Source organism: Leclercia tamurae, assembly GCF_025566055.1.
In the GTDB taxonomy this organism is placed as follows: domain Bacteria; phylum Pseudomonadota; class Gammaproteobacteria; order Enterobacterales; family Enterobacteriaceae; genus Enterobacter; species Enterobacter tamurae.
Genome location: NZ_JAMHKS010000059.1, coordinates 56846 through 75877 on the forward strand (window position 1 = coordinate 56846; position 19032 = coordinate 75877).

The window sequence follows — 19032 nt, forward strand, 5'->3', positions numbered from 1 at the left end:
ATTTTCCTATGTACCAGGTTGTCGCGTCTGATTTAGATGGCACGCTGCTCTCTCCCGACCACACTTTATCGCCTTACGCGAAAGAGACCTTAAAACTCCTGACTGCCCGTGGCGTGAATTTTGTCTTCGCCACCGGCCGCCACCACGTTGATGTGGGGCAGATCCGCGATAATCTGGAGATCAAATCTTACATGATCACCTCCAACGGTGCCCGCGTGCACGATCTGGACGGGAATCTGATCTTTACCCACAACCTCGATCGCGACATCGCCACCGATCTGTTCGGGATCATGCATAACAACCCGGATATCATCACCAACGTCTATCGCGATGATGAATGGTTTATGAACCGTCACCGCCCGGACGAGATGCGTTTCTTCAAAGAGGCGGTCTTCAACTACTCGCTGTATGAACCGGGCCTGCTGGAGCCGGAAGGCATCAGCAAAGTGTTCTTCACCACCGACAGCCATGAAGCGCTGCTGCCGCTGGAGCAGGCGATCAATGCGCGCTGGGGCGACCGGGTTAACGTCAGTTTCTCCACCCTGACCTGTCTGGAAGTGATGGCTGGCGGCGTCTCCAAGGGCCATGCCCTCGAAGCTGTGGCCAAACGTCTGGGCTTTAACCTGCAGGACTGCATCGCCTTTGGCGACGGCATGAACGACGCCGAAATGCTCTCCATGGCGGGTAAAGGCTGCATCATGGAAAACGCCCATCAGCGCCTGAAAGACCTGCACCCGGAGCTGGAAGTGATCGGCACCAACGCGGACAACGCGGTGCCAAAATACTTGCGGAAGCTGTTCCTTGAATAATCTTCATTTGGTTGTTTAACGTTCAGTTGTCAACCGAAGAGTTCGCTACAATGCCTGTCCATCTTTCAGAGAGACAAGCATTGTGGCGCTACTCACCATCACCACTATCCTGTGGGCCTTCTCCTTTAGCCTGATCGGCGAATACCTTGCCGGGCAGGTCGACAGCTACTTCTCGGTGCTGATGCGCGTCGGGCTGGCAGCGCTGGTGTTCCTGCCGTTCCTGCGTACGCGCGGGCAAACGCTGAAAACCATTCTGCTCTATATGCTGGTGGGGGCGATGCAGCTTGGCATCATGTACCTGTTCAGCTTCCGGGCGTACGTCTACCTGTCAGTATCGGAATTCCTGCTCTTTACCGTCCTGACGCCGCTCTACATCACCCTGATTTACGATCTGCTGAGCAAGCGCCGCTTGCGCTGGGGCTACCTGCTGAGCGCGGCGCTGGCGGTGGCGGGCGCGGCAATTATTCGCTACGACAAAGTGAGCGATCACTTCTGGACCGGGCTGATGTTCGTCCAGCTCGCCAATATCAGCTTTGCGATCGGCATGGTGGGCTATAAACGCCTGATGGAAACCCGACCGATGCCGCAGCACAACGCCTTTGCCTGGTTCTATATGGGGGCGGCGATCGTGGCGGTGGTGGCGTGGTTCATGCTGGGAAATCCGCAGAAGCTGCCGACCACCACGCTGCAGTGGAGCGTGCTGATCTGGCTGGGGGTCGTGGCATCGGGGCTGGGTTACTTTATGTGGAACTACGGCGCCACGCAGGTGGACGCCGGGACGCTGGGGATCATGAACAACGTCCACGTCCCTGCGGGCCTGCTGGTGAACCTCGCCATCTGGCAGGAACAACCGCACTGGCCGAGCTTTATTATTGGGGGGACGGTGATCCTGGCTTCACTGTGGGTACATCGCCGTTGGGTCGCTCCGCGCTCCGCACAAACGGCAGATGGTCGCAGGCGTGGTTCCGCGCTGAGCGAATAAAGGCCTCGGTAACCGGTTGACGCTGCTCGCCATCACGCACAGCAGAGTACAGCCGGCTCCACAATCCCTCGCCCAGGGTCTTGGTCACCACCAGACCCTGGCGTTCGAAACTCTCCACCACCCAGTGCGGCAGCGCCGCGATGCCCATTCTGGCCGCTACCATCTGAATCAACAGCAGGGTGTTATCCACGCTTTTCAGCTGCGGACTGATGCCTGCCGGTTGCAGGAAGTGACGCCAGATATCCAGACGACTGCGCTGCACCGGGTAGATCAGCAGCGTTTCCGTCGCCAGATCTTCCGGCGTGATGCGCGTTTTCGCGGCCAGAGGATGATCCGGGGCCAGCACCAGACGCACTTCAAAATCAAACATCGGGGAATAGTGCAGACCGCTGCGAGGCAGAATGTCCGAGGTCATCACCAGATCCAGCTCGCCCTGTATGAGGGACGGCTGCGGGTCAAAAGTCACGCCGGAGTTAAAGTCCATCTCCACCTGCGGCCACTTCTGACGGAAGTTCTCAAGCGCGGGGGTCAGCCACTGAATACAGCTGTGACACTCAATGGCGATGCGCAGTTTACTCTGCTGCGGCTCATGGCAGGCCTGCAGCGCGCTGGCGATCTGCGGCAGCACCTGATTAGCCAGCTGCAGCAGGATCTCCCCCTGCGGCGTAAAGCGCAGCGGCTGACTCTTACGCACAAACAGACGGAAGCCAAGGCGTTGTTCCAGATCGCTGAACTGGTGTGAAAGGGCGGATTGCGTCTGGTGCAGCGTGGCCGCCGCCGCCGCGAGAGAACCGCAGTTCCGCAACGCTTGTAGCGTTTTCAGGTGTTTTATCTCGATCATGAAAGTCCTTCACTTCGCCATGAGCAATTTGCGCTTGAGGAATATACAGTACCTTTACAATATGGAAGTGTAAACATCTGGACGTCTAAATCCTGAAAATTCCATAAGGGGCACATCATGACAATTCGTAACCACACCCTCGGTTTCCCACGCGTCGGCCTTCGCCGCGAACTGAAAAAAGCACAAGAGAGCTACTGGGCGGGCAATACCACCCGTGACGAACTGCTGGCGGTGGGTCGCGAACTGCGCGCCCGTCACTGGGACCAGCAGAAGCAGGCGGGTGTGGATCTGCTCCCGGTGGGCGATTTCGCCTGGTACGACCATGTTCTGACCACCAGCCTGCTGCTTGGCAACGTGCCGGCTCGTCATCAGAACAACGATGGATCGGTGGATATCGACACCCTGTTCCGCATTGGCCGTGGTCGTGCGCCGACCGGTGAGCCCGCGGCGGCAGCAGAAATGACCAAATGGTTTAACACTAACTATCACTACATGGTGCCGGAGTTCGTCAAAGGCCAGCAGTTCACACTGACCTGGACCCAGCTGCTGGATGAGGTGGACGAAGCGCAGGCGCTGGGCCACCAGATCAAACCTGTCCTGCTGGGCCCGGTGACGTATCTGTGGCTGGGAAAAGTGAAGGGCGAGCAGTTTGACCGCCTGAGCCTGCTGAATGACATCCTGCCGGTGTACCAGCAGGTGCTGGGCGAGCTGGCAAAACGCGGCGTTGAGTGGGTGCAGATCGACGAACCAGCGCTGGTACTGGAGCTGCCGCAGGCGTGGCTGGAGGCGTTCAAACCGGCGTATGACGCCCTGGCGGGCCAGGTGAAGCTGCTGCTGACCACCTATTTTGAAGGCGTCACGCCCAACCTCGACACCATCACCGCGCTGCCGGTGCAGGGCCTGCACGTGGACCTGGTCCACGGCAACGATGAGGTGGCGGAACTGCACAAACGCCTGCCGTCCGACTGGCTGCTCTCTGCCGGGCTGGTGAACGGGCGTAACGTCTGGCGCGCCGACCTTACTAAGAAATATGGACAGATCAAAAACATTGTCGGAAAACGCGAGCTGTGGGTGGCCTCATCCTGTTCCCTACTGCACAGCCCCATCGACCTGAGCGTTGAAACCCGGCTGGATGCGGAAGTGAAGAGCTGGTTTGCCTTTGCCCTGCAAAAATGTGAAGAGCTGGCCCTGCTGCGCGATGCGCTGAATAGTGGCGACACGGCGGCGATTACCGAATGGAGTGCCCCGATCCAGGCCCGTCGTCACTCGGCCCGCGTCCACAACCCGGCGGTGGAAAAACGTCTGGCGGCCATTACCGCCCGGGACAGCCAGCGTCAAAGCGCCTATGAGGTTCGGGCCGAAGCCCAGCGTGCGCGCTTTAACCTGCCTGCCTGGCCGACCACCACCATCGGCTCCTTCCCGCAGACCACCGAGATCCGCGGCCTGCGTCTGGACTTCAAAAAGGGTAATCTGGACGCAAATAACTACCGCACCGGCATCGCCGAACATATCAAACAGGCGATTGTGGAGCAGGAGCGTTTAGGTCTCGACGTGCTGGTCCACGGTGAAGCCGAGCGTAACGACATGGTGGAGTATTTCGGCGAGCATCTGGACGGGTTCGTCTTTACCCAGAACGGCTGGGTGCAGAGCTATGGCTCCCGCTGCGTGAAGCCGCCGGTGGTGATCGGTGACGTCAGCCGTCCGGAAGCGATCACCGTGGAGTGGGCGAAGTACGCCCAGTCCCTGACTGACAAGCCGGTTAAAGGCATGCTGACCGGTCCGGTGACCATCCTCTGCTGGTCCTTCCCGCGCGAAGACGTGACCCGTGAAACCATCGCTAAACAGATTGCCCTGGCACTGCGGGATGAAGTAGCGGATCTGGAAGCCGCGGGCATCGGCATCATCCAGATTGACGAACCGGCATTGCGGGAGGGCCTGCCGCTGCGTCGCAGCGACTGGGATGCCTACCTGGCGTGGGGCGTGGAAGCTTTCCGCATTAACGCCGCCGTTGCGAAGGATGACACCCAGATCCACACTCACATGTGTTACTGCGAGTTTAACGACATTATGGATTCCATCGCGGCGCTGGATGCCGACGTGATCACCATCGAGACGTCACGTTCCGACATGGAACTGCTGGAGTCGTTTGAAGAGTTCGACTACCCGAACGAAATCGGGCCGGGGGTGTACGACATTCACTCCCCGAACGTCCCGAGCGTGGAGTGGATTGAAGCTCTGCTGCAAAAAGCGGCCCAGCGTATCCCGGCAGAACGCCTGTGGGTGAACCCGGACTGCGGTCTCAAAACCCGCGGCTGGCCGGAGACCCGCGCCGCGCTGGCGAATATGGTTAAGGCGGCGCAGAATTTGCGTCAGGGTTAATTCTGCGCACGATTGCCGGGCAGCGCTGACGCTTGCCCGGCCTACGTTAAGCCTTACTGAAAATTAAAATTCCCTTGAAAGCGTAATATAACCATTAAACCTGACAGAACATTCATCTTTGTTCATAAGGCTGGAGGCAATAAATACATTTTTCTTCATCTCCTTATTAATATAAATGTATTTGGCTGTTAGCGATTGCGTATGATTTTCATAATAACTGTCAAAGTAAGCATTTTCAGGTATTGTCGCTTTACCCTGTGCCTTGGCGATTTCATAATCGATTTTAGCTAACGATCTTGCGTACAGTTTTGATACGGGAGAGGTGTCGATAACGTTAACAATCGTTTTTTCCCTCAGAATGGTCGACGTATCGATTTGAAGATCTCTTGAAACAGCGTCAAATAAAGCTTCTTCCATTGAGGCGCCGACAATAGCACACCCCTTGTTCTGTGCCTCTGCGAGCAACGGAACTATTATCATTATCCAGAGGAGTTGTTTTTTTAACATTTAATCCTCCACAACTAATATTTTATCATTGCTTGCGGCAATAATTTTACGACTGGATAAATTCAGAATGATACAGCCATCGGATGCTTCTCCCGGATGCGCTGAACTTTCACCATGTATCATAAAGCCATCCCGACCACACATGTCGATACCGGCATAAGGCGTTAATCTCATTGTCCATGCTTTGGTTTTTGGGTGATAGAAGGCGGGCCCTATTGTATAAGTCCCTCTTGGTAACGGGCCTTTGTTTTTTACGCATTCATTTGCCGAGTCGTTTTTAAACCCAGGTCTTCCTGCATACTGACCATCAAACTGATAAGTGCCATCCAGATAAAAAGAGTGCGAACTTACTTTATAAACCCACGTCATACTACAGCCTCCTGCTCAGCATCCCATCTGTCTGTATGAATAATATTTCCATCCAGATAGTGCCATGTGATTATCTCGTAAGCTAAATAAAAGGCTTCAAGGTGATTGTGCCTTTCAAAGGTGGGGTTTTTAATGTCGAACATTAATGGTTCTATTCCATTAACCCTGACATTTTCCATCGTTATACGGAAATATTCTTCTTCCTGACCATTATGATTTATACGATAGAATTTAAGTTCTGCTTGCTTAAAGGTTTTACCAGTAGATACGCCTTTATAAAGGTAAGGCGATGAACTATCTATTTCTTTGATTAAAGCAAAGTCACCATGGATACGTTTGCCAGTAATTTTACCTGTAAGATTGTCCGTCGGCAGATCGACAGAATGCATAAACTCTATAATCTCAATGCTGCCTTCTCTTCCTCGTATATCAACGGAACCTTTAACCTGATTCCCTGCGTAGTCTGTTAACCAAAGATAGACCGGTATAGCCATCTTATAACCTCCTGTTTTAACGATGGATATTAAATCCAGCTTACGCCCGGCATACAGAACAGGAAACGATAAAAGTATGGTTAATTTCCTAAAGCGTTTGTTCTTGGTGAAGCATCACAAATCAGGAGGTGAAAAGGGTTAACCCCGACACTCGATGTAGTGTCATTTGTAGGCCCGGTAAGGCGCAGCCACCACCGGGCAATTTACTGCCCGTCCATCAACCGGCTAATATGAATGCTCAACCACGTCAGCTCATCTTTCGGGAGGGTGAGCTGATACTTATCCTGCACGTAGTCGCGGATCGCCCAGGCTACGGTCATCGCGTCCGGGCGGTGGCGCATCAGTTCCTGATAAAAATCGTCGGTCTCAGTAAGCGCTATTTTCCCAGCCAGTACCCGCTCGGCAAAATAGCGCAGATGGGTGATAAAGCGCATGTAGTTCACCGACTGCGTATCGATAGTCTTGCCCAGCTTGTAGCGCACGATATCGGCGATGCGGTTGACCAGTTCAACCTGCTGGTGGGCGGTGCTGTCGTCGTCCTGGCTGCTGGCGTTGATCAGATGAAAGGCGATGTTCACCGCCTCTTCTTCGGGTAATTCGACCTCAAACTTTTCGTTCACCTGGGCGCGCGCCTGCAACCCTACGCTGTACTCCTGGGGGTAGTAGCGCTTCACTTCCCAGCTCAGCTTATTGAGGATCGTCTGCCCGCTCCGGCTGCGCTCCACTGCAAAGTGCAGATGCTCTGCAAGGGTAAAGAGCAATACGGAATTGAGCTTATCCCCGCACAGACTGCGCGCGAGGATAAGAATTTCATGGCTAATGCCGAAGAACGCCGCAGGAATGGTGTCCGTCAGGGATAAAAAATGGCGGGATTTGAGATCGCTCAGGGGCAGGAAGACCTTCTCCACCTGCGCCAGGTCGATGTGAGTGCCGGGTTTCGCGCCAAAGCCGATCCCCTTGCCGAACAAAATCATCTCCCGCTGGTCGTTGTCGACCAGCAGCATACTGTTATTAAGCGACTTTTTTATCGTTATCACGGTTATTCCTGCGGCATGGCCGGTTAGCTCATGTCTGCGCCATTGCTGGCGATCACTTTTTTGTACCACCAGAAGGACTCTTTTTTCAGACGCTTCAGCGTGCCGTTGCCTTCATCGTCCTGATCGACATAGATAAAACCGTAGCGCTTGGACATTTGCGAGGTGCCCGCACTGATAATGTCGATGCATCCCCAGGTGGTGAATCCCATCACATCCACCCCTTCATTTATAGCTGCCAACGTTTGCTCGAAGTGGGCGCGGAAATAGTCGATGCGGTAGCTGTCGTGGATCTCGCCGTTTTCCACCACATCCTTCGCGCCGAGGCCGTTCTCCACGATAAATAGCGGCTTCTGGTAGCGGTCGTACAGCTCCAGCAGAGAGATTTTCAGCCCGACAGGGTCAATCTGCCAGCCCCACTCGGAGGCCGGCAGGTACGGGTTTTTCACCCCGAGAACGGTATTTCCCGGGATGCGCTCCACGTCTGGCTGGGTCGATTCGGTCATCGACATGTAGTAGCTAAAAGAGACAAAGTCGACGGTATGATCCTTTAAAATGCGCTGATCGTCGGCCTGCATCGCGATCTGGATGTCCCGACGGGCCAGATCGCGCAGGATCAGCGGCGGATATTCGCCAAATACCTGCACATCGGCGTAGAAGTAGTTCTCCAGATTCTTCTTCAGCGTTGCTTCCACATCTTCCGGACGGCAGCTGTGGGGGTAGGTAGTGAGTTTGGTCAGCATGCACCCGACCTGGCTGCCCGGGATTTTGGCGTGGCAGTCGCGCGTCACCAGCGCCGAGGCGACAAACTGGTGATGTAGCCCCTGGTAGATATCCTGCTGGGCTTTGCCCGGCGCGCTTTTCTCTTCCCGGATGCCCGCCGTGGTAAACGGATGACGATGGATACTGTCGATCTCATTAAACGTCAGCCAGTAGCGGACCAGATCTTTGTAGCGGTCGAAACAGACGTTGCTGAAGCGCACGAAGGCATCCACCACGTTGCGGTGCACCCAGCCGTTATATTTTTCACTCAGGGCCAGCGGCATTTCGTAGTGGGAGAGGGTCACCAGCGGCTCGATGTTATGGCGACGCAGTTCGCGGAACATCTCTTCATAAAACTGCAGACCCGCCTCGTTTGGCGCGGCGCCTTCACCGGTCGGGAAGATACGTGACCAGGCGATCGATACCCGTAGCACGGTATAGCCCATCTCAGCAAACAGGGCGATATCGTCCTTATAGTGATGATAAAAATCGATGCCGCGACGTTTCGGGTAGAGCGCGTCATTTTTACCTTCAAACGCGTCGCGAATGTTCTCGTCGGTCAGCGCCATATGGCCGCTGTAATCCTTCAGGGACAGGTTGGGCTTCCAGGTGATGGCGTCAGCAACGGACGGCCCTTTGCCATCCACATTCCATGCCCCTTCGGCCTGATTGGCGGCTATAGCGCCACCCCATAAAAAACCTTGCGGAAACGGGAGGGATTTCTCCATTACACGGACTCCTTAAGCGTCATGATGATATGCGGGTCTGGATTCTTATCGTCGGTATTACCTGGTGTCAGCGAAAAGCGTTCGCCGTTAGTGACCACCATCATCACCACCGGATCGAGCCCGGCGGCAGCAATGGTATCGAGTGAAAATTCAATCAGCGTGTCGCCGCTCTTCACGTGCTGACCCTCTACTACCCGTGGGGAGAAGCCTTCGCCCTGCAGCCTGATGGTGTCGATGCCGATATGGAAAATCAGCTCGACGCCCGCGTCGGTGAGCAGGCTCAGCGCGTGGCCGCTATCAAACACGTTCATAATGGTTCCATCCGCCGGGGCTCGCAGCACGCCCTGGGAAGGAATAATCGCAATCCCGTCGCCCATGATTTTGCGGGAGAAGACGTCATCGTTAACCTTTTCAAGCGGGATGATCTGTCCCTTAACCGGGCGGGTAAAGCTCAGCGCGTCGGTGCTTTCAACCGCTTTATCGCGCCACAGCAGCAGGGCGCTGATAAAGGCCACGGCAAAGGATAACCCCGCCCCGGCGAAGGCCCAGACGATGTTCATGGCGTTATCCGGGGAGACAAACATTGAGATGCTGGCCAGGCCAGGGCCGACGAGGGCAAAGGCCTGAATCGCCATCCAGCCGATAAAGGCCCCGCCGACAATACTGCCGAGGATCACGCTGTAGAGCGCTTTTTTGTTCAGCAGGGTGACGCCATACAACGCCGGTTCGGTAATGCCGAACAGAGCCGAGATCCCGGCGGAGAAAGCGGTGGATTTCAGTACTTTATCTTTGCTTTTAAGCGCAATCGCCAGACAGGCGCCGGACTCGGCAATGTTGTGCGCCAGCGACGCGGGCAGATAGAGCATTTCTCGCCCAAACTGGCTCATGGAGGCCACGGCGTAGGGCAGCATCGGCTTGTGCATCCCGGCGGCGACCATAAAGGGCAGGGCGGCGGCCAGCAGCCCCGTTGCCACAAAACCAAGTTTGCCGTACAGCCATAAAATCACCATTGCCAGTCCGGCACCCAGTTCGTAGCCCAGCGGCCCCAGGATCAGCAGCGTGACGGGGACCGTCACCAGCAGAGAGAGCATCGGCGAGAGGAAAATACGCAACGCGCCGGGGGAATAGCGGTTGAACAACTTCTCCGTCTGGGCATAAAACAGCACGCACAGAATGGCGGGGAAGACCTGCGAGGCGTAGGCCACGTTGCGCAGATCGAACGACATAAACACCGTCCCGTCGGCCAGCTGTTTGGTCATCGCTGGCAGCACCATCACGGAAACTGCCGAGACGGCAACCAGCACGTTCACCTTGAGCTTCATCGCCGTGGTGATCGCCACCAGGATAGGCAGGAAGTAGAGCGGCGCGGAGCCGATATTATCCAGGACTTTGTATGTCGAGCTGTCGCGGCTGAGCCAGCCCATGACGTCCAGCAACAGCAGCAACGATTTCAGGACGCCGCCACCGGCAATGGCCGGCACCAGCGGCTGAAAAACGCTGATCACGAAATCGACAATCTGCGCGCCACGGCTGATTCTGGCAGGCGCATGTTGTCCGTCCGCCTGAGGTGAACCCACCAGCGAGCGCACCGCCTCAAAGACCTGCACCACGTCGTGACCAATAATCACCTGGCACTGCACGTTCACGCGCACGCCCAGTACGCCGTCGACCTTTGCCAGCGCCGCTTCGTTGACCTTACCGTTGTCATACAGGCTCAGCCGCAAGCGGGTGGAGCAGTGTTCGATATGTTCGATATTCTCAGCACCGCCGACCAGGGCGATGATGTCCAGCGCTGTTTGCAAGTGGTTCATGTTCTGGCCCCTGTCTCCAGAGCAAAAAAAAAGACCTGAACCCCCTCTCCGCTCGAAAACGGAGAGGGGGTTCAGGTCTTGCCTACGGATCGTAGTTACACGCCTGTGGGTTTTATATCGTCCAGATTGTGTTTAAAAGTCAAACAGTCACGTCACTTTGCGTAGCGAAATGTGAGCCGCTTAACCTTTTTTAGCGCCGTACTGCTGGAACCACGTCAGCATCCGCTGCCAGCCATCTTTGGCTGATTCCGCATGATAGCTCGGGCGATAATCGGCGTTGAAGGCGTGCCCGGCTCCCGGGTAAACCACAATCTCTGCCGTTGCGTTTGCCGCGCGTAGCGCATGGCGCATGGTCTCTACCGTATCCAGCGGGATCCCGGTATCCTCGGCGCCATACAGCCCCAGGACCGGCGCGCTCAAATCGGTCGCAATATCGACCGGATGCTTCGGTGAATTCAGCGTCTTTTCACCCACCAGCTTGCCATACCATGCCACGGCGGCTTTCAGCTGTGGGTTGTGCGCGGCATACAGCCAGCTGATACGCCCGCCCCAGCAGAAGCCGGTTGCCAGCAGACGATGGGGATCTCCGCCATTACGCGCCGCCCAGTTGGCGACGTGGTCGAGATCTGCCAGCACCTGCGCGTCCGGCACTTTACTCACCAGATTGCTGAACAGGGTAGGAATGTCGTTGTAATCGTTCGGATCGCCCTGACGGAAGTAGAGCTCAGGCGCGACGGCCAGATAGCCTTCCAGCGCCAGACGGCGGCAGATATCGCGAATGTGCTCATGCACGCCGAAAATTTCCTGAATCACAATGACGATCGGCAATGCCCCTTGCGCATTTTTGGGCCGGGCATGCCAGGCGGGCATGTTATCGCCCTGGGTCGGAATGGAGGTCTCCCCGGCAGTAATGGCTTCGTCGGGGGTAGTGACAACGGTTGAGGCTTGCAGGTCAGCAGCAGGTGCAAATCCAGATTTTCCAGTCATGGCATTCTCCGTACCAATTAGCACAAAAGTAAATATAGTCCGCAGGTTAACAATCCACAGTGCCCGAAACAGGCTATCTTTTGTGCAACAGATAACGATATAACTCGTTAATGTGATGTTAATCACTATTTCATGGTAATTAACTGCAATCAATTTTATTCATGGTGATGCCCGTCACGAAAACAAGCCGGTTCCTTCGGTAAAGTACCGCTTTGCTTCTGCTGACAAACTGACCCACAGAGGAGTTTTCTATGTCTAAGTCTGATGTTTTTCATCTCGGCCTCACTAAAAATGATTTACAAGGGGCTACGCTCGCTATCGTCCCTGGCGACCCTGAGCGTGTGGAAAAGATCGCCGCGCTGATGGATAAGCCGGTTAAGCTGGCAGCCCATCGCGAATTCACGACCTGGCGGGCAGAGCTGGATGGCAAAGCGGTGATCGTGTGCTCTACCGGTATCGGTGGCCCGTCTACCTCGATTGCCGTTGAAGAGCTGGCGCAGCTGGGCATCCGTACTTTCCTGCGTATCGGGACTACCGGTGCGATCCAGCCGCATATCAACGTTGGCGACGTGCTGGTCACCACCGCGTCCGTTCGTCTGGACGGCGCGAGCCTGCACTTTGCCCCAATGGAGTTCCCGGCAGTAGCCGATTTCGAATGCACCACCGCGCTGGTGGAAGCCGCGAAATCCGTTGGCGCGACGACTCACGTTGGCGTGACCGCCTCCTCTGATACCTTCTACCCGGGCCAGGAGCGCTACGACACCTTCTCTGGTCGCGTAGTGAACCGTTTCAAAGGCTCGATGGAAGAGTGGCAGTCTATGGGCGTGATGAACTATGAAATGGAATCCGCCACGCTGCTGACCATGTGCGCAAGCCAGGGTCTGCGTGCCGGTATGGTTGCAGGTGTGATCGTTAACCGTACCCAGCAAGAGATCCCGAACGCCGAGACCATGAAGCAGACCGAAAGCCACGCGGTGAAAATCGTGGTGGAAGCGGCCCGCCGCCTGCTGTAATTTCCCCTTTTCTATGCCAAAGGCCGACCTGTTCGGCCTTTTTCTTTGCGTAGCGCCTCGCAGAAAACCCTTTTCAAACTGGACGTTTATACAGCACAATTCTATTTTGTGCGGGTCATACCTTGATGCAGGGGGCGTCGTGGATATTTCCATCCTTTTTTATGTCGTTATTGCGCTGGTCAGCGTAGGTGTGGGCTGGTTGTTCGCCAGCTATCAGCATGCGCAGCAGAAGGCCGATCAGCTTGCCGAACGTGAAGAGATGGTGGCCGATCTCAGTGCATTAAGACAGAGCATGGCCCAGAGCGGGCACTGGCGCGACGAATGCGAGCTGCTCAACAACGAGCTGCGCAATCTGCGGGATATCAACACCTCGCTGGAAGCCGACCTGCGCGAAGTGACCACCCGGCTGGAATCCACCCAACTGCATGCGGAAGACAAAATCCGCCAGATGATGAACAGCGAGCAGCGCCTGAGCGAGCAGTTCGAAAACCTCGCCAACCGCATCTTTGAGCAGAGCAACCGCCGCGTCGATGAACAAAACCGCCAGAGCCTGAGCGGCCTGCTGTCGCCCCTGCGTGAACAGCTGGACGGCTTTCGCCGTCAGGTGCAGGACAGCTTTGGTCAGGAGGCGCGGGAGCGCCATACGCTGGCCCATGAAATCCGTAACCTCCAGCAGCTGAATGCCCAAATGGCACAGGAGGCGATCAACCTCACCCGGGCGTTGAAAGGCGACAATAAAACCCAGGGAAACTGGGGAGAGGTGGTCCTGACCCGCGTGCTGGAAGCCTCTGGCCTGCGTGAAGGCCATGAATATCAAACCCAGGTGAGCATTGAAACGGAGACCCGCGCGCGAATGCAGCCCGACGTCATTGTCCGTCTGCCGCAGGATAAGGATGTGGTCATCGACGCCAAAATGACCCTGGTGGCCTATGAGCGCTACTTCAATGCCGAAGACGACTACACCCGCGAGGCGGCGCTGCAGGAGCATATCGCCTCGGTGCGTAACCATATTCGTCTGCTGGGGCGTAAAGATTATCAGCAGCTGCCGGGCCTGCGTTCGCTTGACTATGTGCTAATGTTTATCCCGGTTGAGCCAGCCTTCTTACTGGCGCTGGATCGCCAGCCGGAGCTGATCTCCGAGGCGCTGAAAAACAACATTATGCTGGTCAGCCCTACCACGCTGCTGGTGGCGCTACGCACCATTGCGAATCTGTGGCGCTACGAGCATCAGAGCCGTAATGCCCAGCAGATTGCCGATCGCGCCAGCCGCCTGTACGACAAAATGCGCCTGTTCGTCGATGATATGTCGTCGGTCGGGCAGAGCCTGGATCGCGCTCAGGATAACTACCGCCAGGCGATGAAAAAGCTGGCCTCCGGGCGCGGCAACCTGCTGGCTCAGGCCGAATCGTTCCGCGACCTTGGCGTGGAAGTAAAACGCGAGATTAATCCGGAATTGGTCGAGCAGGCCACCTCGCAAGATGAAGAATATCGGCTGCGCAGTGATGCTCCCGTTCAAAATACAAACAATACCTTAGCAGGCGCTCAGGCGTCGGCAGACCCCCTGGAGCGTTATTCCCGGGGTGGTTGAATCGTAGGGCAAATGCGCCCAATCTGTTACACTTCTCAAACATTTGACTGATAAGCAGGCTCTGAGATGGTTGAAGATTCACAAGACACAACGCACTTTGGCTTTCAGACTGTCGCTAAAGCGCAGAAAGCTGACATGGTGGCCCACGTATTCCATTCCGTGGCGGCGAAGTACGATGTAATGAATGACCTGATGTCATTCGGCATTCATCGCTTGTGGAAGCGCTTCACTATTGACTGTAGCGGCGTACGTCGTGGACAAACCGTGCTGGATTTGGCTGGCGGCACCGGCGACCTGACCGCGAAATTCTCGCGTCTGGTGGGCGAAACGGGCCGCGTTGTGCTGGCTGATATCAACGACTCCATGCTGAAAATGGGGCGTGAAAAGCTGCGCAATATTGGCGTGGTCGGCAATGTTGAATATGTCCAGGCGAACGCTGAAGCGCTGCCTTTCCCGGATAACACTTTTGACTGCATCACCATCTCTTTCGGTCTGCGTAACGTCACCGACAAAGAGAAAGCGCTGCGTTCCATGTACCGTGTGCTGAAACCGGGTGGACGTCTGCTGGTGCTGGAGTTCTCCAAACCGATTATTGAGCCGCTGAGCAAAGCCTACGACGCCTATTCATTCCACATCCTGCCACGCATTGGCGAGATGGTTGCCAACGACGCTGACAGCTATCGCTATCTGGCCGAATCGATCCGTATGCACCCGAATCAGGACACCTTAAAAGCCATGATGCAGGATGCAGGCTTTGACAATGTTGATTACTTCAACATGACGGCAGGCGTTGTCGCGCTGCATCGCGGTTATAAGTTCTGAGTGGAGGTGGCGAATGCCGTTTAAACCCTTGATCACAGCCGGTGTGGAAAACGTACTCAATACCTTTCTGTACCGGTCTCCTGCGCTGAAAACGGCGCGTCAGCGTCTGAACGGCAAAGTGCTGCGGGTGGTATTAAAAGAGTTTTCGACCCCGCTGGTGCTGGTATTCAGCGAGCGCCAGCTCGACGTGCTCGGTGAGTGGGAAGGCGAGGCCGACTGCTCCGTCATCACCCATATGAGCACGCTGCCCAAACTGCGCGATCGCCAGCAACTCACTGCCCTGATCCGCAGCGGCGAGCTGGAGGTCGAAGGCGATATCCAGGTGGTACAAAACTTTGTCTCACTGGCCGATCTGGCCGAGTTCGACCCGGCAGAATTGCTGGCTCCCTGGACTGGCGATATTGCCGCCGAGGGGATCAGTAAAGTACTGCGCGGCGGCGCCTCGTTCCTGAAGAAAGGTTTTCAGCGCCAGCAGCGCTACGCCGGGGAAGTGCTTACCGAGGAGTGGCGCATGGCGCCAGGTCCACTGGAAGCAGCATGGTTTGCAGAAGAGACCGCCGCGGTTGAGCGTGCGGTTGATGCACTGACAAAACGGCTTGAAAAACTGGAGGGCAAATGACGCCTGGTGAAATTCGGCGCCTCTACTTTATCATCCGCACCTTTTTGAGCTACGGGCTCGATGAGCTAATCCCCCGAATGCGCCTCACTATGCCGCTGCGCCTCTGGCGGCGGACGCTATTCTGGATGCCTAATCGCCATCAGGACAAGCTGCTCGGTGAACGACTGCGGTTGGCGCTTCAGGAGCTGGGCCCGGTCTGGATCAAGTTCGGCCAGATGCTCTCCACCCGTCGTGACCTGTTCCCGCCCGCGATCGCCGATCAGCTGGCACTGCTGCAGGATAAAGTCGCCCCGTTCGACGGTAAGCTGGCAAAGCAGCAGATTGAAAAAGCGATGGGCGATCTCCCGGTTGAGACCTGGTTCGATGATTTTGACATCCAGCCGCTGGCCTCGGCCTCCATTGCTCAGGTTCACACCGCACGGCTGAAAGAGAACGGCAAAGAGGTGGTCATTAAGGTGATCCGCCCGGATATTCTGCCGATCATCCGCGCCGACATGAAACTCATCTACCGCCTGGCCCGCTGGGTGCCACGTCTGCTGCCTGATGGACGCCGTCTGCGTCCGATGGAAGTGGTACGCGAGTATGAAAAAACGCTGATTGATGAGCTGAACCTGCTGCGTGAATCGGCGAACGCCATCCAGCTGCGCCGCAACTTTGAAAACAGCCCGATGCTGTATGTGCCGGAAGTCTATTCCGACTATTGCAGCCAGGACATGATGGTGATGGAGCGCATCTACGGGATCCCGGTCTCCGACGTCGCGACCCTGGAAAAGCAGGGCACCAACATGAAGCTGCTGGCCGAGCGTGGCGTGCAGGTCTTCTTTACCCAGGTGTTCCGCGACAGCTTCTTCCACGCCGACATGCACCCGGGCAATATCTTTGTCAGCTACGAGCATCCCGAAGATCCACAGTATATCGGCATCGATTGCGGTATCGTCGGCTCGCTGAACAAAGAAGATAAGCGCTATCTGGCCGAGAACTTTATCGCCTTCTTTAACCGCGATTACCGCAAAGTGGCCGAGCTGCACGTTGATTCCGGCTGGGTTCCGCTGGATACCAACGTTGAAGAGTTTGAGTTCGCCATTCGTACGGTCTGTGAGCCCATCTTCGAGAAGCCACTGGCGGAGATTTCGTTCGGCCATGTGCTGCTGAACCTGTTCAATACCGCCCGACGCTTCAATATGGAAGTGCAGCCGCAGTTAGTTTTACTCCAGAAAACATTACTTTACGTTGAGGGGGTGGGGAGACAGCTCTATCCTCAGTTAGACTTATGGAAAACGGCAAAACCTTTCCTTGAGTCGTGGATTAAAGACCAGGTGGGTCTTCCCGCGCTGGTGCGCTCTCTGAAAGAGAAAGCCCCGTTCTGGATTGAAAAAATGCCCGAAATTCCGGAACTGGTGTACGACAGTTTGCGTCAGAGCAAAAACTTGCAACACAGCGTGGATAAAATTGCCCGCGAGTTGCAAACCAACCATGTGCGTCAGGGGCAGTCCCGGTATCTGTTTGGCATTGGAGCAACACTGTTGTTAAGCGGCACGCTGCTGCTGATCAATCGTCCTGAGTGGGAGCTTATGCCCGCCTGGTTGATGGCGGGTGGCGTGGTTGTCTGGATAGCCGGATGGCGCAGAACGCGCTGAATTGCGTCGCACTAGCAGGGCCGCATAACGTATAATGCGGCCTGTTTAATTAATCATCTCTAACTGGGGAAGATGTATGGGTGGTATCAGTATCTGGCAATTGTTGATCATTGCCGTCATCGTCGTGCTGCTGTTCGGTACCAAAAAACTCGGTTCTATCGGTTCCGATCTCGGTGCGTCCATCAAAGGCTTCAAGAAAGCGATCAAAGATGATGACGAGAAGCAGGATAAATCCAGCCAGGATGCGGATTTCACTGCTAAAACTATCGCCGATAAACAAGACGACGCCAAAAAGGAAAATGCTAAACGCCACGATAACGAGCAGGTGTAATTCGTGTTCGATATCGGTTTTAGTGAACTGCTGCTGGTCTTCGTGATTGGCCTCATTGTCCTGGGGCCACAACGTCTGCCTGTGGCGGTAAAAACGGTTGCAGGCTGGGTGCGTGCGCTACGGTCGCTGGCGACAACGGTGCAAAATGAGCTGGCGCAAGAGCTTAAGCTGCAGGAGTTTCAGGACAGCCTGAAAAAAGTTGAAAAGGCGAGCCTGGATAACCTGACGCCGGAACTGAAAGCCTCGATGGACGAACTGCGTGAAGCGGCGGAATCCATGAAGCGCTCCTACAGCGTCAACGATCCGGAAAAAGCGAGCGACGAAGCCAATACCATTCGCAACCCGCTGGTCAAAGATAACGAAGCGCAGCATGAAGGCGTGACGCCTGCCACTGCTGAGCATCAGGCTACCGCGCCCGAACAGGCGCCAGCCGAGCCGGTGATCCCCAAACAAGAAACGACGCCAGCGTCCGCAGACAAAAAGCCTGCACCCGCGGCTGCCGCGTCCCCCTCGTCGAGTGATAAAGCGTAAACATGGCAGTAGATGAAACTCAACCGCTGATTACGCACCTGATCGAGCTGCGTAAACGCCTGCTGAACTGCATTATTGCGGTTTTGCTCATTTTTTTATGCCTGGTCTATTTTGCCAACGACATCTATCAGGTGGTCTCTGCCCCCCTGATTAAACAGATGCCGCTCGGGGCAACCATGATCGCCACCGACGTGGCATCGCCCTTCTTCACGCCGATCAAGCTGACTTTCTGGGTCTCGCTGATTGCCTCAGCGCCGGTGATCCTCTACCAGGTCTGGGCCTTTATTGCCCCCGCGCTGTATAAGCATGAACGCCGCCTGGTGATCCCGCTGCTGGTTTCCAGCTCGCTGCTGTTTTATATCGGCATGGCCTTTGCCTACTTTGTGGTCTTCCCGCTGGCCTTTGGCTTCCTGGCAAATACTGCGCCGGTAGGGGTCCAGGTTTCCACCGATATTGCCAGTTATCTGAGCTTCGTGATGGCGCTGTTTATGGCCTTCGGCGTGGCATTTGAGGTACCGGTTGCCATCGTGCTGCTCTGCTGGATGGGGATCACCACCCCGGATGACTTACGCAAAAAACGGCCATACATTCTGGTGGGCGCGTTTGTTGTGGGCATGCTGTTAACGCCGCCGGATGTCTTTTCGCAAACCCTGCTGGCAATCCCGATGTATTGCCTGTTTGAAGTCGGTGTCTTCTTTGCGCGCTTCTATACCGGCAAGCGACGTGAAGATCACGACGAAGAGTCCGAAGGGACAGAAGAGTAACACCAACCGCCCGCCAGGGCGGTT

At 55.8% G+C, this 19032-nt stretch carries 19 protein-coding genes; 11 read left to right on the forward strand and 8 right to left on the reverse strand.

Annotated features, from left to right (window positions below; translation table 11 throughout):
- Nucleotides 1-8: 8 nt before the first annotated feature.
- Nucleotides 9-809, forward strand: coding sequence for a sugar/pyridoxal phosphate phosphatase YigL (yigL, locus tag M8318_RS01420; RefSeq protein WP_262660737.1), 801 nt, complete (start codon nt 9-11; stop codon nt 807-809).
- 82 nt (nt 810-891) lie between these two features.
- Complete coding sequence (locus tag M8318_RS01425) at nt 892-1791, forward strand: carboxylate/amino acid/amine transporter (RefSeq protein ID WP_262660738.1); 900 nt, start codon at nt 892-894, stop codon at nt 1789-1791.
- Here the strand turns inward: M8318_RS01425 and metR are convergent.
- Nucleotides 1679-2632 (reverse strand): HTH-type transcriptional regulator MetR, encoded by a 954-nt coding sequence (metR, locus tag M8318_RS01430; RefSeq protein WP_106995915.1) that lies wholly within the window; start codon nt 2630-2632, stop codon nt 1679-1681. The two genes, M8318_RS01425 and metR, sit on opposite strands and share 113 nt — an antisense overlap.
- Nucleotides 2633-2749: 117 nt before the next feature.
- Between metR and metE the strand changes: the two genes are divergently transcribed.
- The gene (metE, locus tag M8318_RS01435; RefSeq protein ID WP_262660739.1) at nt 2750-5011 is read left to right on the forward strand and encodes a 5-methyltetrahydropteroyltriglutamate--homocysteine S-methyltransferase; all 2262 of its coding nucleotides are present in this window, start codon (nt 2750-2752) and stop codon (nt 5009-5011) included.
- A gap of 63 nt (nt 5012-5074) precedes the next feature.
- Here the strand turns inward: metE and M8318_RS01440 are convergent, their stop codons facing one another.
- The 7 genes from M8318_RS01440 to M8318_RS01470 all read right to left on the reverse strand — a co-directional run bounded on the left by M8318_RS01440 (nt 5075) and on the right by M8318_RS01470 (nt 11703).
- A complete protein-coding gene (locus M8318_RS01440) occupies nt 5075-5518 on the reverse strand; it encodes a Shiga toxin A subunit (protein ID WP_262660740.1) in 444 nt (147 codons plus the stop codon).
- Nucleotides 5519-5887 (reverse strand): DUF2778 domain-containing protein, encoded by a 369-nt coding sequence (locus M8318_RS01445; protein WP_262660741.1) that lies wholly within the window; start codon nt 5885-5887, stop codon nt 5519-5521.
- Nucleotides 5884-6381 carry an Hcp family type VI secretion system effector gene (locus M8318_RS01450; protein WP_262660742.1) on the reverse strand — a complete coding sequence of 166 codons (498 nt, stop codon included), beginning with the start codon at nt 6379-6381 and terminating at the stop codon, nt 5884-5886. The genes M8318_RS01445 and M8318_RS01450 overlap by 4 nt, the downstream gene beginning before the upstream one ends.
- A 203-nt stretch (nt 6382-6584) precedes the next feature.
- Nucleotides 6585-7418 (reverse strand): BglG family transcription antiterminator, encoded by an 834-nt coding sequence (locus M8318_RS01455; RefSeq protein WP_262660743.1) that lies wholly within the window; start codon nt 7416-7418, stop codon nt 6585-6587.
- A 23-nt stretch (nt 7419-7441) separates the two neighbouring features.
- The gene (locus tag M8318_RS01460; RefSeq protein ID WP_262660744.1) at nt 7442-8905 is read right to left on the reverse strand and encodes a glycoside hydrolase family 1 protein; all 1464 of its coding nucleotides are present in this window, start codon (nt 8903-8905) and stop codon (nt 7442-7444) included.
- Nucleotides 8905-10716, reverse strand: a complete 1812-nt coding sequence (locus M8318_RS01465; protein ID WP_262660745.1) for a beta-glucoside-specific PTS transporter subunit IIABC — start codon at nt 10714-10716, stop codon at nt 8905-8907. The genes M8318_RS01460 and M8318_RS01465 overlap by 1 nt, the downstream gene beginning before the upstream one ends.
- A 180-nt stretch (nt 10717-10896) precedes the next feature.
- On the reverse strand, nt 10897-11703 hold the full coding sequence (locus M8318_RS01470) for a dienelactone hydrolase family protein (RefSeq protein WP_106995910.1): 807 nt from the start codon (nt 11701-11703) through the stop codon (nt 10897-10899).
- 251 nt (nt 11704-11954) lie between these two features.
- On the opposite strand from M8318_RS01470, the gene udp reads away from it, so the two are divergent.
- The 8 genes from udp to tatC all read left to right on the forward strand — a co-directional run bounded on the left by udp (nt 11955) and on the right by tatC (nt 19008).
- Nucleotides 11955-12716, forward strand: a complete 762-nt coding sequence (udp, locus tag M8318_RS01475; protein ID WP_106995909.1) for a uridine phosphorylase — start codon at nt 11955-11957, stop codon at nt 12714-12716.
- Between the two features lie 139 nt (nt 12717-12855).
- Nucleotides 12856-14304: a DNA recombination protein RmuC gene (gene rmuC / locus M8318_RS01480; RefSeq protein WP_262660746.1), complete on the forward strand. Its 1449-nt coding sequence runs from the start codon at nt 12856-12858 to the stop codon at nt 14302-14304.
- A 66-nt stretch (nt 14305-14370) separates the two neighbouring features.
- A complete protein-coding gene (ubiE, locus tag M8318_RS01485; protein ID WP_032615102.1) occupies nt 14371-15126 on the forward strand; it encodes a bifunctional demethylmenaquinone methyltransferase/2-methoxy-6-polyprenyl-1,4-benzoquinol methylase UbiE in 756 nt (251 codons plus the stop codon).
- Nucleotides 15127-15139: 13 nt separating this feature from the next.
- Entirely contained in the window at nt 15140-15745 is a 606-nt protein-coding gene (gene ubiJ / locus M8318_RS01490) for a ubiquinone biosynthesis protein UbiJ (RefSeq protein ID WP_106995907.1), read from the forward strand.
- Nucleotides 15742-17382, forward strand: coding sequence for a ubiquinone biosynthesis regulatory protein kinase UbiB (gene ubiB / locus M8318_RS01495; RefSeq protein ID WP_106995906.1), 1641 nt, complete (start codon nt 15742-15744; stop codon nt 17380-17382). The genes ubiJ and ubiB overlap by 4 nt, the downstream gene beginning before the upstream one ends.
- Nucleotides 17383-17458: 76 nt before the next feature.
- Nucleotides 17459-17713, forward strand: coding sequence for a Sec-independent protein translocase subunit TatA (tatA, locus tag M8318_RS01500; RefSeq protein WP_262660747.1), 255 nt, complete (start codon nt 17459-17461; stop codon nt 17711-17713).
- Between the two features lie 3 nt (nt 17714-17716).
- Nucleotides 17717-18244: a Sec-independent protein translocase protein TatB gene (tatB, locus tag M8318_RS01505; protein ID WP_262660748.1), complete on the forward strand. Its 528-nt coding sequence runs from the start codon at nt 17717-17719 to the stop codon at nt 18242-18244.
- Nucleotides 18245-18246: 2 nt separating this feature from the next.
- Nucleotides 18247-19008 (forward strand): Sec-independent protein translocase subunit TatC, encoded by a 762-nt coding sequence (gene tatC / locus M8318_RS01510; protein WP_106995904.1) that lies wholly within the window; start codon nt 18247-18249, stop codon nt 19006-19008.
- Nucleotides 19009-19032 lie beyond the last annotated feature (24 nt).

Bases quoted from the DNA above. Each gene is read 5' to 3' on its own strand.
- yigL (WP_262660737.1), top strand. From the start codon at position 9: ATGTACCAGGTTGTCGCGTCTGATTTAGATGGCACGCTGCTCTCTCCC.
- metR (WP_106995915.1), bottom strand. From the start codon at position 2,632: ATGATCGAGATAAAACACCTGAAAACGCTACAAGCGTTGCGGAACTGC.
- metE (WP_262660739.1), top strand. From the start codon at position 2,750: ATGACAATTCGTAACCACACCCTCGGTTTCCCACGCGTCGGCCTTCGC.
- M8318_RS01440 (WP_262660740.1), bottom strand. From the start codon at position 5,518: ATGTTAAAAAAACAACTCCTCTGGATAATGATAATAGTTCCGTTGCTC.
- M8318_RS01445 (WP_262660741.1), bottom strand. From the start codon at position 5,887: ATGACGTGGGTTTATAAAGTAAGTTCGCACTCTTTTTATCTGGATGGC.
- M8318_RS01450 (WP_262660742.1), bottom strand. From the start codon at position 6,381: ATGGCTATACCGGTCTATCTTTGGTTAACAGACTACGCAGGGAATCAG.
- M8318_RS01460 (WP_262660744.1), bottom strand. From the start codon at position 8,905: ATGGAGAAATCCCTCCCGTTTCCGCAAGGTTTTTTATGGGGTGGCGCT.
- M8318_RS01465 (WP_262660745.1), bottom strand. From the start codon at position 10,716: ATGAACCACTTGCAAACAGCGCTGGACATCATCGCCCTGGTCGGCGGT.
- M8318_RS01470 (WP_106995910.1), bottom strand. From the start codon at position 11,703: ATGACTGGAAAATCTGGATTTGCACCTGCTGCTGACCTGCAAGCCTCA.
- udp (WP_106995909.1), top strand. From the start codon at position 11,955: ATGTCTAAGTCTGATGTTTTTCATCTCGGCCTCACTAAAAATGATTTA.
- ubiE (WP_032615102.1), top strand. From the start codon at position 14,371: ATGGTTGAAGATTCACAAGACACAACGCACTTTGGCTTTCAGACTGTC.
- ubiJ (WP_106995907.1), top strand. From the start codon at position 15,140: ATGCCGTTTAAACCCTTGATCACAGCCGGTGTGGAAAACGTACTCAAT.
- ubiB (WP_106995906.1), top strand. From the start codon at position 15,742: ATGACGCCTGGTGAAATTCGGCGCCTCTACTTTATCATCCGCACCTTT.
- tatA (WP_262660747.1), top strand. From the start codon at position 17,459: ATGGGTGGTATCAGTATCTGGCAATTGTTGATCATTGCCGTCATCGTC.
- tatC (WP_106995904.1), top strand. From the start codon at position 18,247: ATGGCAGTAGATGAAACTCAACCGCTGATTACGCACCTGATCGAGCTG.